The following is a 15,308-nucleotide window of genomic DNA, read 5'->3' on the forward strand; positions in this document are numbered from 1 at the left end:
GCCGCCTGCATGAGGTGCGAGGCGGCAGTCCGATACCCGTCCAGCGTGATGCAAGGCAGGGGCCCCTCGGCGAAGAAGGCCGGGGAGAAGGGGCTGCGGCGCTTGAACGACCGCTTGGCGCCCTTGCGGGCGCCCCCTCTCCCCCGCCCTCCCCCGCGACGGGGAGGGAGCGAACCCGCGCCTGGGTGGATGGCCTCGGGAGAAGCCTCGGGAGAAGCCGAGGATGCGAAACGCAGCGCCCGCCGGGCTGACCTGCCCGGCCGCTCTGCCACTGCTTCACGAGTCGGCGCGAAGGGCTGGGCCAGTACCGCCGGCCCTCCGGCCCTCTCCGCCGTTCACGCCACGCCGCACCGCAAGTCACCCCCGGCTCCAGCCATTCCGCGGCTCAGTCCTTAGGCAGCGGCACCGGCGTCAGCGCCGTGCCGGTGCTGAAGAAGCTCTCCAGGTTGTCCAGCGCCAGCCGCAGCATCGCACCGCGGGTTTCCACCGTGCCGCTGCCCATGTGCGGCGCCAGCAGGGCGTTCTCCAGAGTGAAGAAGCGCGGGTCGACGTCAGGCTCGTTGCGGAACACATCCAGCGCGGCACCCGCGATGCGGCGGTTCTGCAGGGCATTGATCAGCGCCTCCTCGTCCACCACCGTGCCGCGGGCGATGTTCACCAGGTAGCCGTCGGCGCCGAGCGCGGCCAGCACCCTGTCGTCTATCAGGCCGGCGGTTGCCGCGCCGCCGGGCACCACCACCACCAGCACGTCGGAAGCGGTGGCGAGCTTGATCAGGTCGGCCTCGTAGCGGTAGTCCAGGCCCTGGTCGTGGCGGCCGTAGTAGGCCAGTTCCACCTGGAAGGGCGCCAGCCGTTCGGCGATGGCCTTGCCGATGCGGCCCATGCCGACGATGCCCACGCGCTTGCCGGACAAGCCGATGGCAAGCGGGAAGTCGTCCTTCTTCCATGCGCCGGAGCGTACGTAGCGGTCGGACTCCGGCAGCTTGCGCAGCAGGCCCAGCAGCATGGCGACGGCGAATTCCGCCACCGCAGCATTGAGCACGCCCGGGGTGTTGGTGACGACCACGCCGCGGTCGCGCGCCGCAGCCAATGGAATGCCGTCGTAGCCGACGCCGGTGGTGGCGATGATGCGCAGCGCCGGCAGATCGTCCAGCGCCTCCGGCGGGATCACATGGTCGCTGCGGGTGATGATGCCGGTGATGGACTCGCGCAGCGCCGGGCTCCCCTCCAGCGCAGCCGGGTCGTGACAACTGAAGCGGGCTTCGATCCGGGCCAGTACCTTGGGGGGAAAGTCGCCGAGCCGGAGCAGTTGGGGTTTCATCGCTTGTCCTCTCTGTGATTATGGAAGGGCCAGGAAGCCGAACGGATGAGCGGCTGACCGGGCCGGGGGCCCGTCCGCTCAACGGAACGCCTTGCAGCCGGGCGACGCGGCACCTGCGGCCGCGCGACGGGCGCCTTGCTCAGCGCGCCGCCGCGCGGGCGGAGGGAGCCGCGGTGCCGGCCTGCGCCGGGGGTGGTCCATCGCCCGCGGCCAGGGTGGCATCCTCGACCCAGCGCCGGCCGTTCTCCGCCTCGGCGTACAAGCGCCAAGGCGCGTCCGCCGCTTCGCGGCACAGGCCGTAGCGGAAACCGAAAAAGACGCGGCCGGGGGTATCGAAGCGCAGGTCGCGAAAGCCAGCGCAGCCGCTGCCGGGCCGGCTGCCGGCGCTGGCCTGGTCCAGCACCGGGAACATGGCAAACCAGCGGTAGAAGGCGAACTGCGGGCTTTCCCACACCGCACGCGCCACCGCAGCGGTGGCCGGTTCGCCGCCGAACATGGGTGCGCTCTCCCACTGCGCCATCGCCACCGGCAGGTAAGGCGCGGAAAAGCGGCGGATGAAGTTGTCGTCGCCGGTAAGCCGCAAGGGCTCGCTGCGGCGGGTGTTGATGTGGGCGTAGTGGTAGCGCTCGCCGTCGAAGACGATGGCGGTCCAGTTGAAAGGCGAGGCCGGCCGCGGCGCCGCGTCCACCGCCACCACCGGGATGCCCTGGCGCGCGGCATAGGCGCGGGCGGCCTCCACCGCCTCGCCGCGACCGATCCAGCCGATGCCCACCCAGCCCGCGAGCAGCACCAGCGATAGCGCCGCCGGCAGCTTGCTGCCGCGCCAGCAGGCGCTGGCGATGAGGCCGGCGATGATGAGGCCGGTGAATACCAGGTCGATGATGAAGGTGGTACCGATGCCGAAGCGGCGGTCTGACAGCGGCGCCAGGATCATGGTGCCGAACTGGGTGATGAGGTCGCCGGCGATGTGGATGGCGAGCGCGGCGCAACTCACCGCGTAGAAGGCCTTCCAGTCCGGCCGGGGCACCTGGCCCGGCGGGCGTAGCAGGCGGGAAAACAGCCAGGCCAGCAGCAAGCCCCACACAGGCAGCAGCAAAATGGAGTGGGTGAGCCCGCGGTGGCCGCGCAGGTAGGTGAGTTCGGACACATAGCCGAGCACGAAATCCATGTCCGGGAAGGCGGCGGCGAGAAAGCCGGCGCTGACCATCTGCCAGGTCCGCACCCGCGGCGGACGCAGGCCGGAGAGCGAGGCGGAGGGGGCAAGCAGGCGGCCAACGAGGGCGCCCGAGAGGGCATGAGTCAGAGTATCCACGCGGCCTTTGAGGCAGGCCCCCGGGGCTTCGTTCCCGGGTGGCCTTGAGCTGTCGAACTGCTGATTGGAGCACGAAATGGTGCGCGAAAAGCGCTTCGCCCTGCAGCCCCTTGCGCGCTCGGCGAGCCGGAGGGGATTGCAGGGCGAAGGCCGCGCGGCCGAGGCCGGCAGCGCGCCGACGGGTCAGCTCAGCAGGTCGGCGAGCTCGTCGGCATGCTCTTCCTCGGTGGCGAGGATGCCAACCAGCATGTGGCGGGTGGTCGGGTCGCGGTCGCCGAAGAAGCGGATCATTTCGCGATAGCTCTCGATGGCAATACGCTCGGCGATCAGGTTCTCGCGGATCATGTCCTTCAGCGTGTCACAGGTGACGTACTCCGCATGGCTGCGTCCGGTGAGGCGCGCCGGATCCATTTCCGGCGAGCCGCCCAGTTGCACGATGCGCTTGGCGATCTGGTCCGCATGGCCCAGTTCCTCGTTGGAGTGCACCAGGAACTCGGCGGCAATAGGCTCGGAGTTGATCCCGGTGGCGACGAAGGCATGCTGGCGGTAACGCAACACGCACACAAGTTCGGTTGCGAGCGCGGCATTCAGGATGTTCACCGCGACTTCCGGGTCCAGGCCGTAGCCTGAGGTAAGCACTCCATCCTCGATGTGCTGGCGCGCACGATCACGCAGTGCAACAACATCGGTCAGGAAGGTGCTCTCTTCGGCCTGCTGGGCGGCGCCGGCCGGCATTTGTTGGTTGGCCTTGAAATCGGTGGCCTTGGGAGAGGGCGTCATGCGGTTCTCCTTGCGGGTTGGGGGAGCGAGGGACTGGCACGGGCCCCGCAGGGCCCGTCGCTCAGCGGCGTTCAGTGAGGAAGGGTGTCTTCCCACTCCTTCACCCGCCGCTCCGCTTCATCCTTGGAAACACCGTAGCGTTCCTGGATACGGCCGGCCAACTCAGTACGCTTGCCGGCGATCACATCGACGTCGTCGTCGGTGAGCTTGCCCCATTGCTGGCGAACCTTGCCCTTCAGCTGCTTCCAGTTCCCTTCAATGATGTCGCGGTTCATGGTCGGTCTCCTTCTGCTTCCGTTGCCGGGACGCGATCCCGGGGTTGGTTGAAGTACGCCGTACGGCCGGGGCTGCCGGACGCTGGATCCGCCCTTGTAGCAGCGGCCGCCGATGCACGATTCCAGTCTAGAAAACCACCCTCGCCCGGCCCATCGGCCGCGTCCTAAAGCGCTGTCGGCATCGTCCGACACAGCAGCGGCAAGGGCTGCCGGCGTATTCAGATCGAGCGCACCACTTCTCCGCCGGCGCGCTCCAGCGTCTCCTCGGCCAGCTTGGCCTGCGCCGAATCGGCCGGGTGGGCAACCACTGCCCAGTAGCCGACATCGGTGCTGTCACGAACGGTATTGATCACCAGGTCGTGATCCGGCCGGGCGCTCAGCAAGCCGGCGATCAACATCCCGCCGAACATACCGAACATGCCTATGGCCACCAGCGCCATGCCGGGGGAAGAGAGGAAGGCCGGCATGCCGGCGGCGGCCAGACCGCCCCCGACCAGCAGACCGGCGATGAGGCCGGCAATACCCAGCTTCAGGTGGGAACGCAGCAGGGTGTGCCAGATACCGGCCTGCTCGGGCTCGAGCTTGCGGCTGAGGTCGGGATCGTGGGGGCTGACCAGTTGCACCTGGGCGGGCCGCAGCGGCCGGCGATCACGCAAGGTGGAAGCTGCGCGGCTGGCGGAATCGGGGTCGCGGAAGGTCGCGGCAACGAGGGTCAGGGATCTCTCTCCGAAGAGGCTCATCGTGCTCATGTCGGTCTCCTTGTCGTATCGACTCGTTTCGACTCTGCCGGCGACCCTGGGCAGATGAACCGGATCGGTGGCAGACACAAGTTGGAAACCGGCAGGCGGAAAAGGGTTGCTTCCCCCAGTCCGAAACGCGTGTAAGCCGATTCTGTCAGCCCTCGGAGGCGCCCTCGCCTAACACGGCGAGTACACGCGCCGTGTCGGACGAATCCCACGCAGCGACGCGCCTGCCGCCGACGAGCGCGCCGCCGGCCAAAGGCTAGAGTGCGACTACGGACCGCGCGACGGCACCGTATCTCCTCTTCGCGAAGTTTCCGACTTCGTTTCAGCGCCGGCCATCACCGATGGCCGGCCTCTTTATGCCCGTCGTCCCAGCCGTGCGCCCCCGGGGCCGCGCACCGCCTTGCGGACGGATGCGGACCACAGACGATGTAACAGGGAGAACGCCATGCAAGCGAACCGCCGGGACAGGACGGCCGTCATCATCCCCTTCATCCGACAGCCACGGCTGGCTGGCGCCGGAGTTGCAGAAGCGCCGGCCGGCGAGGACAAGGTCACCGACTGTCACAATTTTGAAGCAACCCGGCGCGTAGTCTGCGATCAGGCATTGGACCGGCGCACGCAGACGCACCCCGCCGGTGCCACCCCCCTTCCAACGCCCCCCAGCAGCAAGGAGAGAACAATGCATCGCACCCAGTTCGCAGGCCGGCTGTACAGCGTAGGCGGGCGCCTGCTCGCCACCCTCGGACGCCTCACCCGCCTCGCCACGCTGGAACGGCGCGGGGCGATCCTGGCGGTATATGGAGAGGGCATCGCCCTCTACGGTGACGCCCTGGCCAAGGTGGCCGGCGCCCGCCGCCAGATGGCCCGGATGACGCCGGGCGCGGCGATGGCGCGCAGCGGCTGAACACCCGTCCTACCCGTCATGACGCAGAACGGCCCGGTCACCCCGGGCCGTTCTGCGTTCACCGCCACGCAATACCGATGTCGGACGCCGCCGACAGCAGCATCGGCGACGCCCGACAGCCTACCCTTGACCCGCGGGCAACAATGGCTACGCGCAGTCAGCCGGACCCGCCACCCCGTAGGCGCCGGCCGGACGACGAGCCATCCCCATCAAGAAGGAGAAGACGATGAAACTCATCCAAGCCACCCTGCTGGGCGCCAGCCTGTTCGCCCTTCCCTTCGTTTCCCACGCGGCCGATCTGCAGGACGCGGCGGAAAAGCGGGCCGAGGCCCATCACGACGCTGCCATGGAAAAGGCGGAGGCCGATTACAAGATGGCCAAGGAACAATGCCGCGGCATGGAAGGCAACGCCCGCGACGTGTGCATGAAGAAGGCGGAGGCCGACTACACCACCGCCAAGGGTGACGCCAAGGCCACCTACAAGGGCGACAAGGCCCGCGCCAAAACCGTCGAGGACCGTGCCGAGGCGGAGTACAAGATCGCAAAAGCCCGCTGCGACGCCCTTTCCGGCAGCGCCAAGGACCAGTGCGTGGCTGAAGCCAAGGTGAAGTACCACCAGTAAGGCACGCCCTGCCGGCGGCAGCCTGGCCGCCGCCGGCAGGGCCTATGCACTAGAATCCCGCGGTCGTCACAGCATGTCCGCGGGATTTTTCGTGAACAAGGCCCTCTTTCCCCACCGCCCTTCCGTGGTACCGGCCCAGCGCGCTGCCGCCAAGGGGCAGCAACCCTGCGTACTGTGGTTCACCGGCCTCTCAGCAGCGGGAAAATCCACCGTCGCCGATCTGGTCGAACAAGGGCTGCACCACGCCGGGCGGCACACCTATCTGCTCGATGGCGACCAACTGCGCGCCGGCCTCAGCCGCGACCTGGGCTTCAGCGCCGCGGCCCGCAGCGAGAACATCCGCCGTGTGGGCGAAGTCGCCCGCCTGATGGTGGATGCCGGCCTGATCGTGCTGGTGGCGCTGATCTCGCCCTTCCGCGCCGAGCGGGACAAGGTGCGCGCGCTGTTCGCGGCTGGCGAATTCGTGGAAATCCATGTGGATGCGCCGCTGGCGGTGGCCGAAGCACGCGACCCCAAAGGCTTGTACCGCCGCGCCCGCAGCGGCGAACTGCACGACTTCACCGGCATAGACTCGCCCTACGAAGCTCCTCTGGCGCCGGAACTGCGGTTGGACACCTCCACGCTGAACGCCGCCAGCGCCGCACAGCAGGTGCTGGACTGGCTGGCGAACCGCCCGATGGACGCGGCGGGCTGAACCACGAGCCCCGCCGCATCAGGCGGCGTCGGCGGGGACGGGCAGCCACGCTCTCCACCGGCAACCAAGGCAAGCGCGATTGCGGACCGCGTGGATACCCGCCACCGCCCCAGCCGTACCTGAGAAGGGGAGCCGCGGCGGCAAGCGGACACAGCGAGGGTCTGGCGCTTGGCCTGTTCGATACGGCCCGGCCCGTATGTCGCACACCAGCAGACCAGCCAGCCGGGCCAGGACAAGGCCGGCCTCCTTCGGAGGTGGGGCGGCGCAGATGAGTTTGATCGGCGTGTCGCACCGTTGCCGGCGATCGGCTTCTTCACCGCCAGGAAAGACAAACGGCCTGCCAGCAAAGCTGGCAGGCCGTTCCATGTTTGGCGCGCCCGGCGCGATTCGAACGCACGACCCCTGCCTTCGGAGGGCAGCCGCATCAGAAGGGCAATAGTCGCTGCACTGCAACGGCTGCCTGATCTGGCGCCAAATGTGCATAAATCTCTGTTTGCGTGATACTCGAATGCCCGAGCAATTCTTTAACGACGTAAATTGACTCACCTTGCATAACAAGCCAGCTAGCGAACGTATGACGCAAATCGTGAATTCGAAAATTCGTAATTTGCGCTCGTTTTAAAGCCGCACTCCAAGAAGTCTTAAACGTTGTAATACAGCCACGCTCCCAACCAAACACCCACGGCGACCCCGGAACATTCTCCGATTGCCATTCCGCCATTTCCTGCAACGCTCTAATTGCATCGTCATTCAACGGCACAACTCGCCTTTTTCTCTGTTTCGTATGTCTGCCCTCAAGCAAAAACATACGACGCTGCAAATCAACTCTAGACCACTCCAACTTCAACAGCTCCCCACGCCTACAGCCTGTATTCAACGCTAGCCGAATAAATAACGATAAATGCGGCCGAACAGCACCAACCCTCGCTTCACGCACAAGCCTTGCCGCATCCTCACGCGTTATCCAACGCACGCGAGGCTCCGAATCTTCAACGCCAATTCTAGAAACAGGGTTAGGCAATTCATGCAAGTCATATTCAAGACGCGCAAAATTTATAGCCGCACAAAACAAGCGCAATTCACGGCGAATCGTAGCGCTCTTAACTCCTGAGCTCAGCCTATGGGCGACGTAATTCCTTATATGCGCGCGCTTTAAATCTCTAATAGGTTTGCCAGAAAAGTGCGGATGCAAATGTCTAAGGCTGTAGTTATCCCGCTCAGAACTCTTATTCTGATGCGATCTAGCAGATAAATATGCAGAAACAACTTCGTCAAACGTCATAGACGAATTTTGCCATCAAATTGTCCTGAAACCACGCATCCACGCGGGTTTCAGCCTTGTGTGAATCTGCTTCGCAGACCGGGCTGCTACAGGCTACGCTTCGCTTCGATCCCTGCGGGATTGCCTACGGCACCTTACACATCCCTTTCACCTGCGCGCTCCGCTTACCAACTACCTATCCAGACGCAAGCACGCTTGCGTGAGCCTGCCTTTGCTCCAGGCACTGCGCTACCACAGCCCCATCACCAACGCCCATAAGCGCCGATGTGTATCGCACCGAGTCGGAAAGTAAATGGTTCGCTACGCCGCTACGCGCCATTGACTTTCCTTTGTCGGCGCAATCCACAACGGCATGGGCGATGGTGATGGGGCGTACGGCGGTAGCTGATAAGCCATACCGAGCAAAGGCAGGAAGATAACGCCGGGCTCAGGCTCAGGAGCCCCGGTCAGTTTTCAAAGCGGAGAAGCGGAAATGAAAATTGCACGCAGTTTCATGAAAAGCGCGGAATTCCTAGCACGGCAGATGGCACTGCCCCTACGCGACATGTACGACCAGAAAGCAAAGCCAATCACCCTGCCTGCTGCAGCCCGAATACGCGAAGCCCGTCGCCTGTTAAAACAAGCACTGCGATTAATTGACCGCGCGAGCAGTGATGGCGCTGGAACAGCCAGCAAGATCCTGCACGAAGTTGCAGAACCATTTTTCGGACGACAAGATACAAAGCGAATTTTTTGTGACTGACACAAAAACTAAGCATTCAAATCCCTAACTAATCTTTCATAAGCCCGCTTACGAGCTTCCGCACCACTAATCCCCGGCGCTCGCTCCATCTCATACGCAGCAAGACGATTTGCCTTATCTACATCATGCAAGCAAGCCAAAAGCAACGAATCCGGAATGCGCTGCAAAGATGGAGGCTTACGCGCAAAACCCGAACTTGATCTAGGAGACCTATGAGAAAAAGCAAAACCAATTAAAGTCAAAAACATCGCGACGATAAACAGAAGGAACCTAACCCAACCTTCCGTATAAGTACGAAGGATCACTACAACCCCCGCAACCATCGCGAAAAATACTAAGAAATTAACAAAGCGCCCCATATAACCCCCGACAATGACGCGGAGATTATATCGATTACATACCTTGCACCGGCAAGGAGGACTTTGCAGTGGCGGCAACAACCTGCTGCTGGTCCTGCCACGGATTAAACGGTGGCTTGCGCAACAACTCCCGACACTGCGCCTCCTCAAGGAACGCATCAGTACCCTGCTGCGTGTAGCAAGAGCAACGATCACCCATCGACACACACCCCGCGACAATCGGCATAACTTTAACCTGGCGCACACTGTCATACATCGGCGCAGTTTCAGGCCGAGTCGAAATGCGAGGCACGTAATCCTCAACGCCAGCACCCACAGACCGCACCTGGGCTTGCGCTTGACGATCCACTGCTTGGCCCTGCCCCGACTGAGAGAAAGGAACACGCGACGGCTCAGGAACCCTACGCTCAGCCTCAGACGTAGTTTGTCCGCTTGTCCACTTCCCCATCATCCCGTAGAACTTACTACCGAAATACAGCGCAATCCCAATCGCAGCCAGAAACACCCACACCGCGATTGGAATCCGACGAGACTGTTTGACATGCATACTCGCCGACCGATAAACGCCGAACACATTTTTTGGCAGCGTGTAGCGGACAGCAGCAGCCATGCCGCGATTCGTCGGGGAGTCCGGATTCGTAACTTCAGGCCACTCATAAAGCCTACGACCAGCCCACGTCGCGCGCAGATGAATATGCTTGCCAACCAGCTCCGACACATTCGGATCAATGAGCGTGTAAGACTGGGTAATCAACCAGAAGTCCAAACCCTTGTGCCGATGCTTCTCAAAAGCCGCCACAGTATCCGGCACTTTCGACGTGCGCGCGCGATTACGCCATACCTTCTGGCACTCATCGACAATTACAAGCGCGCCGTCCGGAAATGTGAAAACCGCCTCTTCTATCGACGCATCCTCAGCAGTCGGAACACGCTCCGTCCATTCTTCCACCGGCGGCGCAACATCATGAGGCAGCATCAACTCCGGAATGCCCATGATGATCACAGGACGAGGCGGCTTGCCCTCCTTTGCTTCCCGCTCCTGCAACTCCATCAACAGCTTCACAGCGTAAGCAGTCTTCCCCGCCCCCGGAGTGCCCGTAATCAAAGTAATCATTGCTGGATAACCCCTAAACGCTTAATCGTCAGCAAGGAAACAACCGTAGTCAGCGCTCCCAGCCAGATACCTACGGCATCAACAAAGCCACCAAGCGCCAATACGCTATAAACGTCGCCAGAAAGCGCCCCCATGCTCCCCTGGATAGCTGCAGCAAACTGATTCTTCAGGGCGGTAAAGCCAACATAGGTAACAAGCCCAAGACCAAGCGAGCCCGCCGCTTTCTTCGCCCAGGCCCCGACCCCCGCACTGATAAATGACGCCCAGCTCATGCGACCGCCCTCCCCCCAACGAAGAAGACAAACACCGCAGCACTCAGCCACGCTGCAGTAAGCACGACATATCGCATCCCCGACGCGAAATCACACACCGGCTTCCACGACAAACCGGGATTATCAAAATGGAGCGCTAACGCAACATCAGACGGACATGACCCCGCAGCGGACAATTCCTGATCGAAATCAATGTCCCGCTCATCCTCTTCCAACTCATCCTCATCTTCAGGGTCGCCCAACTCTTGACAAGCAGATGCATCCGGATGCTCTTCACACAGTGTCGGAGGATCATCACCATCGCTGGATGATTCGCCGTCCGGATCACTTGTAGTCGTCGTCGTTTCTTGAGTCCCATCCGGCGAAGTCGTCGTCGTAACAGTCGTCGGCGTAATACTCACCGTATCGCCGTCGTAATGCATGTTGTAAGTTGTATTGCTGATAGTAGTCGTAACACCCGCAGGACTAGACGTCGTTGACGTTGTTTTAGGCCCCTGTAAGCTCGAAGGACCCGTTACCTGCAACGGATCAGTGACCGGGACATATCCAACCGAAATTCCTTTATCAAGCACGCTTGTCGCTGCCTGAGGATTTGCGGCAAGCGCAGCCGCCAAAGCAGCTTCAATCTCAGCGTCAGTAGCAGCACGCGTTTGAGTGGGCGCATCTGGATTAGCACTCGAATAAATCGTGGCGTAGTTAAACCCACCAATAGTTGTTGTGAAATTACGGGTCCAACGATACCCACCATACTGAGATGCATAGGCCCCCTTGACCCAATTCCCCGTCCAACTCCATCCCGTCGATCCGTAGGCGGCCTGAATCTGACTCTCTACTATTGCCTCTACATACCCATAACTGCACTTATCGGCAGCAGTCACGCAACTCGTACCACTACCGCGCCACCAATAGCGATTTGACTCAGGAGCGCCATCCGATTCTGCGGGAACCAACCAACCATCCTCACCCCACAGCAGGCCATAAGCGTCATAAGCCAACATGGCAACGCCCACAACACCCAACGCTCGAGCCGCAACACGACCAGCAGTCGCAACAGATGCCTTCGGCACAGATTTAGAAAGCGCAAGCTCTGCCTTAACGCCATTGACAGCAACCGGCTGGGACGCGCGAGCAGTGACCCCGCCGGCCCCATCTGCCATGTTATCTAACAGGACTCGAACGCCCGGCACCGCCTTAACTTCACCCGTCGCGGTACGCACAACGACAGAGTCCCGAGACGACCAAATAACGTTCGATGCCGACGCCCATACCGAATAACCGCCCAGGCAAAAACCTAGCATGGCCCAAATCAAGAGCTTGATATGTCTCATCGCATCAAAATCCAGCCAGCACCCAACACACAAACCAATCCTGTAACGAAATAGATATCCATTACCTGATCACCCGTTTAAGCACTGAGAATTTCCACGCGACAAGCCAAACCGAGACAACCAGCATCCCAAGCCCAGCGCCCTCAGCAAAGGATTGACCTGCGTTGCACTCAGCAAAACTAATAGCTGGAGCGCCCACGGAAGATACGACCGCCCCACCCTGCCGACTGACGAGATACCAACCAACACCATCCCACTCAACGGTCGACAAAATTGGGGGCGACCCCGCCAAAACAGACGGACCCACCCCCGAGTAGTAAGCAGTCGCTGCATCCGCGCTAGTGCTAAAGCACCGGCCCGAATACAGCGCACCCATTACTTGAGTACCCTACGCAGCCAGAAGAACGCCACGATCGCGATGATCACGCCGATCACCGCCCCACCGATCGTCATTGCATCCGCCTTCGCAGTCGCGATGCCCTCCGTCACTTCGGTCGGAACTTCGGCCAAAGCATTGCCGATACCCAGGGTTACCAATGCCGGCACAGCGGCGAGCTTCGCGCCGTACTTACGCACCACGTTTCGCGTCATTTGCATCTCACATCTCCTTTGCCAATTAAGGGCTACCCACGCTGGCAAGGCGCGGACCCAATTACCGTGCAAATCAATCCAACTCCCACAGCGGAACAACAACCGCGTCCTGCTCAAAGAGGTATTGACCCGATTCCTCCGCATCCTCCGGGTCTTCAAAACGACCAGCCTCCGTAAGCAGCACGCACTGACCGATATCGCCCAGGCGGGGACAAAGGAAACGCCCGGTCTCGCGGTCTTGCACCACATAGACACGGCGCGCATCCATATCACGCCGCCTTGCCAGGAATCGGAGCGGGAAGCGGCACAAGCGAGCGCATGACGGTTTTCGTTTGCTTGCCGCTGGTGACAATTTCCATTTCTGCCTCAGCTTCGAAAGGAAAATTCAGCTTGCTGTAGCGCGCGTATTCCTTGCTGTCGCCCAGGTTGTATTCACTGGTGGCGTAGCCCTTTGCCGTGCCCTTGCTGTCGTCCAACGGGGTTTCGACATAAACCTTAGTGCTGTCGAAAACCATGCCGTTATCCATCGTGCCGCTGGAGGACTTCATGCCCAGCACCTTCACCATGCTCTTGAATTTCATTTCAATCTCCGAATACGCCGAATAAGGCCGTATCCACGCTGGCGCTTGTCGTGGGACCTGAATGAATGGGAGTACCCCAACGCTGTTCATTTGGGAGCTTGAGACGGTCGGGAATAACCGCATCCTTGCGCTGAATCAGATCGAGCGTTAATTCATCTCCAGCCAGCTGGCGGAGGAAGCGGATATATGCGCCATAGCTGATGCGAACGTTTTCGACGCACCGTTCAATTGTGATTTGAGTCGCGTTCTGCTTCGTCGCAATCCGAGATGGTGCGAGCATCGGACCGATCACGCAGAGCGCATCATAAGCGCCCAAAAAATACCCGGACGGGTCTAAGAGCGCATCGACTGGTATTACCCTGTCGTCGTTCTTCAATTCGACTTCGACGCGCACCCACTCCGAATGCACGTCGCCAAGCTGACGACCTTTCTCATAGACACGGCAGCACTTACCGTTTTTTCGCCTGCCTATATATAGCGTCCTGCCCGACCCATCCGGACGTTTCCAATTACCGACTCGCTCATGCCAGGGCATCCGACCACCCATTCGCCACCAGCCATGATCAAAAGCATGATCCGCATAATCGACATTGAAATAGGAGCCATCAAAGCAATCGTGCGCCAAGTCGATACGCGTTATGCATGGCCTCGCCGCCCACTGGAAAAACGCATGCAAGCGCTTCTCCCAGCCATCCTTTGCAGCAGCGCAACCCGTGCCATGAATGACAATCATCATTGTGCCGTTCTGGCTTTTGCCGCCGTAGGCCATATAGCCGCAGCCATCGCCCAGCTCAAAACCCCACTCATAGAACTGGCGAGCCGGAGCCGGACGGGTAATACCGAATCCGAAAATCCGCTCCATCCACGCCGAGCACTCATGAACGATTTGCCCATCGGTAAGCAACGTCCCCTTATCGGTCCGATGCCATGTCTCAAAACCAATCGTGAAGCGCAAGCAGTCAATAAAGGCAACTTGACCGTGAGATGGCTTCCGGACCGCGACCTGAACAACATCGTCCGTATCCCGCATGACCAGCTGAATTTGCTCTAGCTCTTGCGGAGCCGCCCAGCTCGCCCAATCGTTTCCCCCCCTGTTAGTAGGGGGGGGAACCCGTTGCCACGGCCACGCGGCCTTCGGCGGCTCCTCCTGCGTCGTCGCAGCCTCAGGCCGCTGAATTGCCCTCTTCCAATCCTCAGCAGTAAAGGTGGCGAGACGTTGCAGTTCGCTAGGTGACAGCTCAGGACGCTTTACACGCATAGCCATGCCGCATACCTCAATGACTTATCAGCCGATAAGTGCGGACAATGCACTTATCGGCTGATACTTGTCAAGCGATAAGCACGCACGTAGCGTTTGAAGGGCCAAAGCCCACGGGAGACAGGTTTGAAGACAACGGAATATCTAGACGCGGTGAAAGTCAGAGCCGCACTGACATCGGACTACCAACTTGCCCGACTACTCGGCCTTGAACCGTCAAACATCACCATGTACCGAAAGGAACGCCGCGTGATGGACGACTACATTGCCGCCCGTGTGGCAGAACTACTAAACATCGAAGAACTAGAAGTCATCGCCCAGGCGAACGCGGAACGAGAGAAAGACGCGGACAAGCGCGCGTTCTGGGAGCGCAAAGCAAAAGCCGCTCGCCAGAAAACTAGCGAACGGCTTGAAATGTGGCGCGCCCGGCGCGATTCGAACGCACGACCCCTGCCTTCGGAGGGCAGTACTCTATCCAGCTGAGCTACGGGCGCGGAGGCAATGCGGCGGGGCGGGAGGCACCCCGAGCAAGGCGCGCAAGCATATACCGCTTGCTAAGGAATGTCCATCCGCGCTGCCATTATGGTTTTTACCTGGCTATAATTCGCGCTTTGTCTTGCGCCAGTCAAAGGACCCTAGCATGTCGGAACACAGCGCCCTGAGCGCCGCCCTGCGGCCCCAACGCCTCGCCTTGCCTGCCGTCGCCGTGCTCGCAGCCGTGCTGCTGGCTGGCTGTGGCAAGAAGGAATCGGTCGATCCCGAACTCACCGCCAGCCTCATCCAGCCGGTTGCCCGGGTGGAACTGAAGGTGGAAACGGTGGCGCCGGGCAGCCGCACCGGTGAGCAGATCTACAAGAGCATCTGTGGCAGCTGTCACGAGGCGGGCGTGCTGGGCGCGCCCAAGTCCGGCGACGCCGGCGCCTGGAAGCCGCGGCTGGCCCAGGGCTTCGACGGCCTGACCAACTCCGCCATCCACGGCAAGAACGCCATGCCCCCGCGCGGCGGCGGCAGCGATCTGACCGACACCGAAGTGAAGCGCGCGGTGGCCTTCCTCGCCAACAAGGCGGGCGCCGGCTTCACCGAGCCGCCGGTGGAATAAACCGATGCGCAAGGGCAGCGGTGGTCGA

General features: G+C 61.5%; 18 protein-coding genes and 1 tRNA gene. 5 read left to right on the forward strand and 14 right to left on the reverse strand.

The annotated features are described in order from the left end of the window. Window positions 1-385 precede the first annotated feature (385 nt). The 5 genes from C7389_RS20245 to C7389_RS20265 all read right to left on the reverse strand — a co-directional run bounded on the left by C7389_RS20245 (window position 386) and on the right by C7389_RS20265 (window position 4,437). Window positions 386-1,321 (reverse strand): 2-hydroxyacid dehydrogenase, encoded by a 936-nt coding sequence (locus C7389_RS20245; protein ID WP_133594473.1) that lies wholly within the window; start codon window positions 1,319-1,321, stop codon window positions 386-388. A gap of 139 nt (window positions 1,322-1,460) precedes the next feature. Beyond that, a complete protein-coding gene (locus C7389_RS20250) occupies window positions 1,461-2,633 on the reverse strand; it encodes a metal-dependent hydrolase (RefSeq protein WP_133594474.1) in 1,173 nt (390 codons plus the stop codon). A gap of 183 nt (window positions 2,634-2,816) precedes the next feature. Beyond that, window positions 2,817-3,413, reverse strand: coding sequence for a ferritin-like domain-containing protein (locus tag C7389_RS20255; RefSeq protein ID WP_246034911.1), 597 nt, complete (start codon window positions 3,411-3,413; stop codon window positions 2,817-2,819). 71 nt (window positions 3,414-3,484) lie between these two features. Continuing rightward, window positions 3,485-3,688 (reverse strand): CsbD family protein, encoded by a 204-nt coding sequence (locus tag C7389_RS20260; RefSeq protein ID WP_133594475.1) that lies wholly within the window; start codon window positions 3,686-3,688, stop codon window positions 3,485-3,487. A 218-nt stretch (window positions 3,689-3,906) separates the two neighbouring features. Beyond that, window positions 3,907-4,437: a hypothetical protein gene (locus C7389_RS20265; RefSeq protein WP_133594476.1), complete on the reverse strand. Its 531-nt coding sequence runs from the start codon at window positions 4,435-4,437 to the stop codon at window positions 3,907-3,909. A 676-nt stretch (window positions 4,438-5,113) separates the two neighbouring features. Between C7389_RS20265 and C7389_RS20270 the strand changes: the two genes are divergently transcribed. The 3 genes from C7389_RS20270 (at window position 5,114) to cysC (ending at window position 6,654) form a co-directional block, all read left to right on the forward strand. Beyond that, window positions 5,114-5,338, forward strand: a complete 225-nt coding sequence (locus C7389_RS20270) for a hypothetical protein (RefSeq protein ID WP_133594477.1) — start codon at window positions 5,114-5,116, stop codon at window positions 5,336-5,338. Window positions 5,339-5,564: 226 nt separating this feature from the next. Beyond that, a complete protein-coding gene (locus C7389_RS20275) occupies window positions 5,565-5,960 on the forward strand; it encodes a hypothetical protein (protein ID WP_133594478.1) in 396 nt (131 codons plus the stop codon). A 91-nt stretch (window positions 5,961-6,051) separates the two neighbouring features. Continuing rightward, on the forward strand, window positions 6,052-6,654 hold the full coding sequence (gene cysC, locus C7389_RS20280; protein WP_246034912.1) for an adenylyl-sulfate kinase: 603 nt from the start codon (window positions 6,052-6,054) through the stop codon (window positions 6,652-6,654). A gap of 424 nt (window positions 6,655-7,078) precedes the next feature. Here the strand turns inward: cysC and C7389_RS20285 are convergent, their stop codons facing one another. Next, a complete protein-coding gene (locus C7389_RS20285; RefSeq protein ID WP_133594480.1) occupies window positions 7,079-7,936 on the reverse strand; it encodes a tyrosine-type recombinase/integrase in 858 nt (285 codons plus the stop codon). A gap of 472 nt (window positions 7,937-8,408) precedes the next feature. Between C7389_RS20285 and C7389_RS20290 the strand changes: the two genes are divergently transcribed. Further along, window positions 8,409-8,678, forward strand: coding sequence for a hypothetical protein (locus C7389_RS20290; protein ID WP_133594481.1), 270 nt, complete (start codon window positions 8,409-8,411; stop codon window positions 8,676-8,678). A 393-nt stretch (window positions 8,679-9,071) separates the two neighbouring features. Here the strand turns inward: C7389_RS20290 and C7389_RS20295 are convergent, their stop codons facing one another. From C7389_RS20295 to C7389_RS20325, 8 genes are all read right to left on the reverse strand, one after another. Continuing rightward, window positions 9,072-10,151: a zonular occludens toxin domain-containing protein gene (locus C7389_RS20295; protein WP_133594482.1), complete on the reverse strand. Its 1,080-nt coding sequence runs from the start codon at window positions 10,149-10,151 to the stop codon at window positions 9,072-9,074. Further along, window positions 10,148-10,423 (reverse strand): DUF2523 family protein, encoded by a 276-nt coding sequence (locus C7389_RS20300; protein ID WP_133594483.1) that lies wholly within the window; start codon window positions 10,421-10,423, stop codon window positions 10,148-10,150. The genes C7389_RS20295 and C7389_RS20300 overlap by 4 nt, the downstream gene beginning before the upstream one ends. Further along, complete coding sequence (locus C7389_RS20305; RefSeq protein ID WP_133594484.1) at window positions 10,420-11,751, reverse strand: IgG-binding virulence factor TspB family protein; 1,332 nt, start codon at window positions 11,749-11,751, stop codon at window positions 10,420-10,422. The genes C7389_RS20300 and C7389_RS20305 overlap by 4 nt, the downstream gene beginning before the upstream one ends. 375 nt (window positions 11,752-12,126) lie before the next feature. After that, window positions 12,127-12,348, reverse strand: coding sequence for a major capsid protein (locus C7389_RS24950; protein WP_162851794.1), 222 nt, complete (start codon window positions 12,346-12,348; stop codon window positions 12,127-12,129). Between the two features lie 67 nt (window positions 12,349-12,415). Beyond that, window positions 12,416-12,610 carry a hypothetical protein gene (locus tag C7389_RS20310; RefSeq protein WP_133594485.1) on the reverse strand — a complete coding sequence of 65 codons (195 nt, stop codon included), beginning with the start codon at window positions 12,608-12,610 and terminating at the stop codon, window positions 12,416-12,418. 1 nt (window position 12,611) lies between these two features. Continuing rightward, window positions 12,612-12,923 (reverse strand): hypothetical protein, encoded by a 312-nt coding sequence (locus C7389_RS20315; RefSeq protein ID WP_133594486.1) that lies wholly within the window; start codon window positions 12,921-12,923, stop codon window positions 12,612-12,614. A gap of 1 nt (window position 12,924) precedes the next feature. Next, the gene (locus C7389_RS20320) at window positions 12,925-14,187 is read right to left on the reverse strand and encodes a replication initiation factor domain-containing protein (RefSeq protein ID WP_133594487.1); all 1,263 of its coding nucleotides are present in this window, start codon (window positions 14,185-14,187) and stop codon (window positions 12,925-12,927) included. 411 nt (window positions 14,188-14,598) lie between these two features. Then, window positions 14,599-14,675: transfer RNA gene (locus C7389_RS20325), tRNA-Arg, on the reverse strand. 146 nt (window positions 14,676-14,821) lie between these two features. Here C7389_RS20325 and C7389_RS20330 point away from each other — a divergent pair. Continuing rightward, window positions 14,822-15,280, forward strand: a complete 459-nt coding sequence (locus tag C7389_RS20330; protein ID WP_133594488.1) for a c-type cytochrome — start codon at window positions 14,822-14,824, stop codon at window positions 15,278-15,280. Window positions 15,281-15,308: the final 28 nt, after the last annotated feature.

It is taken from the genome of Azoarcus indigens (assembly GCF_004361735.1).
GTDB classification, from domain to species: Bacteria; Pseudomonadota; Gammaproteobacteria; order Burkholderiales; family Rhodocyclaceae; genus Azoarcus; species Azoarcus indigens.

Bases quoted from the DNA above. Each gene is read 5' to 3' on its own strand.
- C7389_RS20245 (WP_133594473.1), bottom strand. From the start codon at position 1,321: ATGAAACCCCAACTGCTCCGGCTCGGCGACTTTCCCCCCAAGGTACTG.
- C7389_RS20255 (WP_246034911.1), bottom strand. From the start codon at position 3,413: ATGACGCCCTCTCCCAAGGCCACCGATTTCAAGGCCAACCAACAAATG.
- C7389_RS20260 (WP_133594475.1), bottom strand. From the start codon at position 3,688: ATGAACCGCGACATCATTGAAGGGAACTGGAAGCAGCTGAAGGGCAAG.
- C7389_RS20265 (WP_133594476.1), bottom strand. From the start codon at position 4,437: ATGAGCACGATGAGCCTCTTCGGAGAGAGATCCCTGACCCTCGTTGCC.
- C7389_RS20270 (WP_133594477.1), top strand. From the start codon at position 5,114: ATGCATCGCACCCAGTTCGCAGGCCGGCTGTACAGCGTAGGCGGGCGC.
- C7389_RS20275 (WP_133594478.1), top strand. From the start codon at position 5,565: ATGAAACTCATCCAAGCCACCCTGCTGGGCGCCAGCCTGTTCGCCCTT.
- C7389_RS20285 (WP_133594480.1), bottom strand. From the start codon at position 7,936: ATGACGTTTGACGAAGTTGTTTCTGCATATTTATCTGCTAGATCGCAT.
- C7389_RS20290 (WP_133594481.1), top strand. From the start codon at position 8,409: ATGAAAATTGCACGCAGTTTCATGAAAAGCGCGGAATTCCTAGCACGG.
- C7389_RS20295 (WP_133594482.1), bottom strand. From the start codon at position 10,151: ATGATTACTTTGATTACGGGCACTCCGGGGGCGGGGAAGACTGCTTAC.
- C7389_RS20300 (WP_133594483.1), bottom strand. From the start codon at position 10,423: ATGAGCTGGGCGTCATTTATCAGTGCGGGGGTCGGGGCCTGGGCGAAG.
- C7389_RS20305 (WP_133594484.1), bottom strand. From the start codon at position 11,751: ATGAGACATATCAAGCTCTTGATTTGGGCCATGCTAGGTTTTTGCCTG.
- C7389_RS24950 (WP_162851794.1), bottom strand. From the start codon at position 12,348: ATGCAAATGACGCGAAACGTGGTGCGTAAGTACGGCGCGAAGCTCGCC.
- C7389_RS20310 (WP_133594485.1), bottom strand. From the start codon at position 12,610: ATGGATGCGCGCCGTGTCTATGTGGTGCAAGACCGCGAGACCGGGCGT.
- C7389_RS20315 (WP_133594486.1), bottom strand. From the start codon at position 12,923: ATGAAATTCAAGAGCATGGTGAAGGTGCTGGGCATGAAGTCCTCCAGC.
- C7389_RS20320 (WP_133594487.1), bottom strand. From the start codon at position 14,187: ATGGCTATGCGTGTAAAGCGTCCTGAGCTGTCACCTAGCGAACTGCAA.
- C7389_RS20330 (WP_133594488.1), top strand. From the start codon at position 14,822: ATGTCGGAACACAGCGCCCTGAGCGCCGCCCTGCGGCCCCAACGCCTC.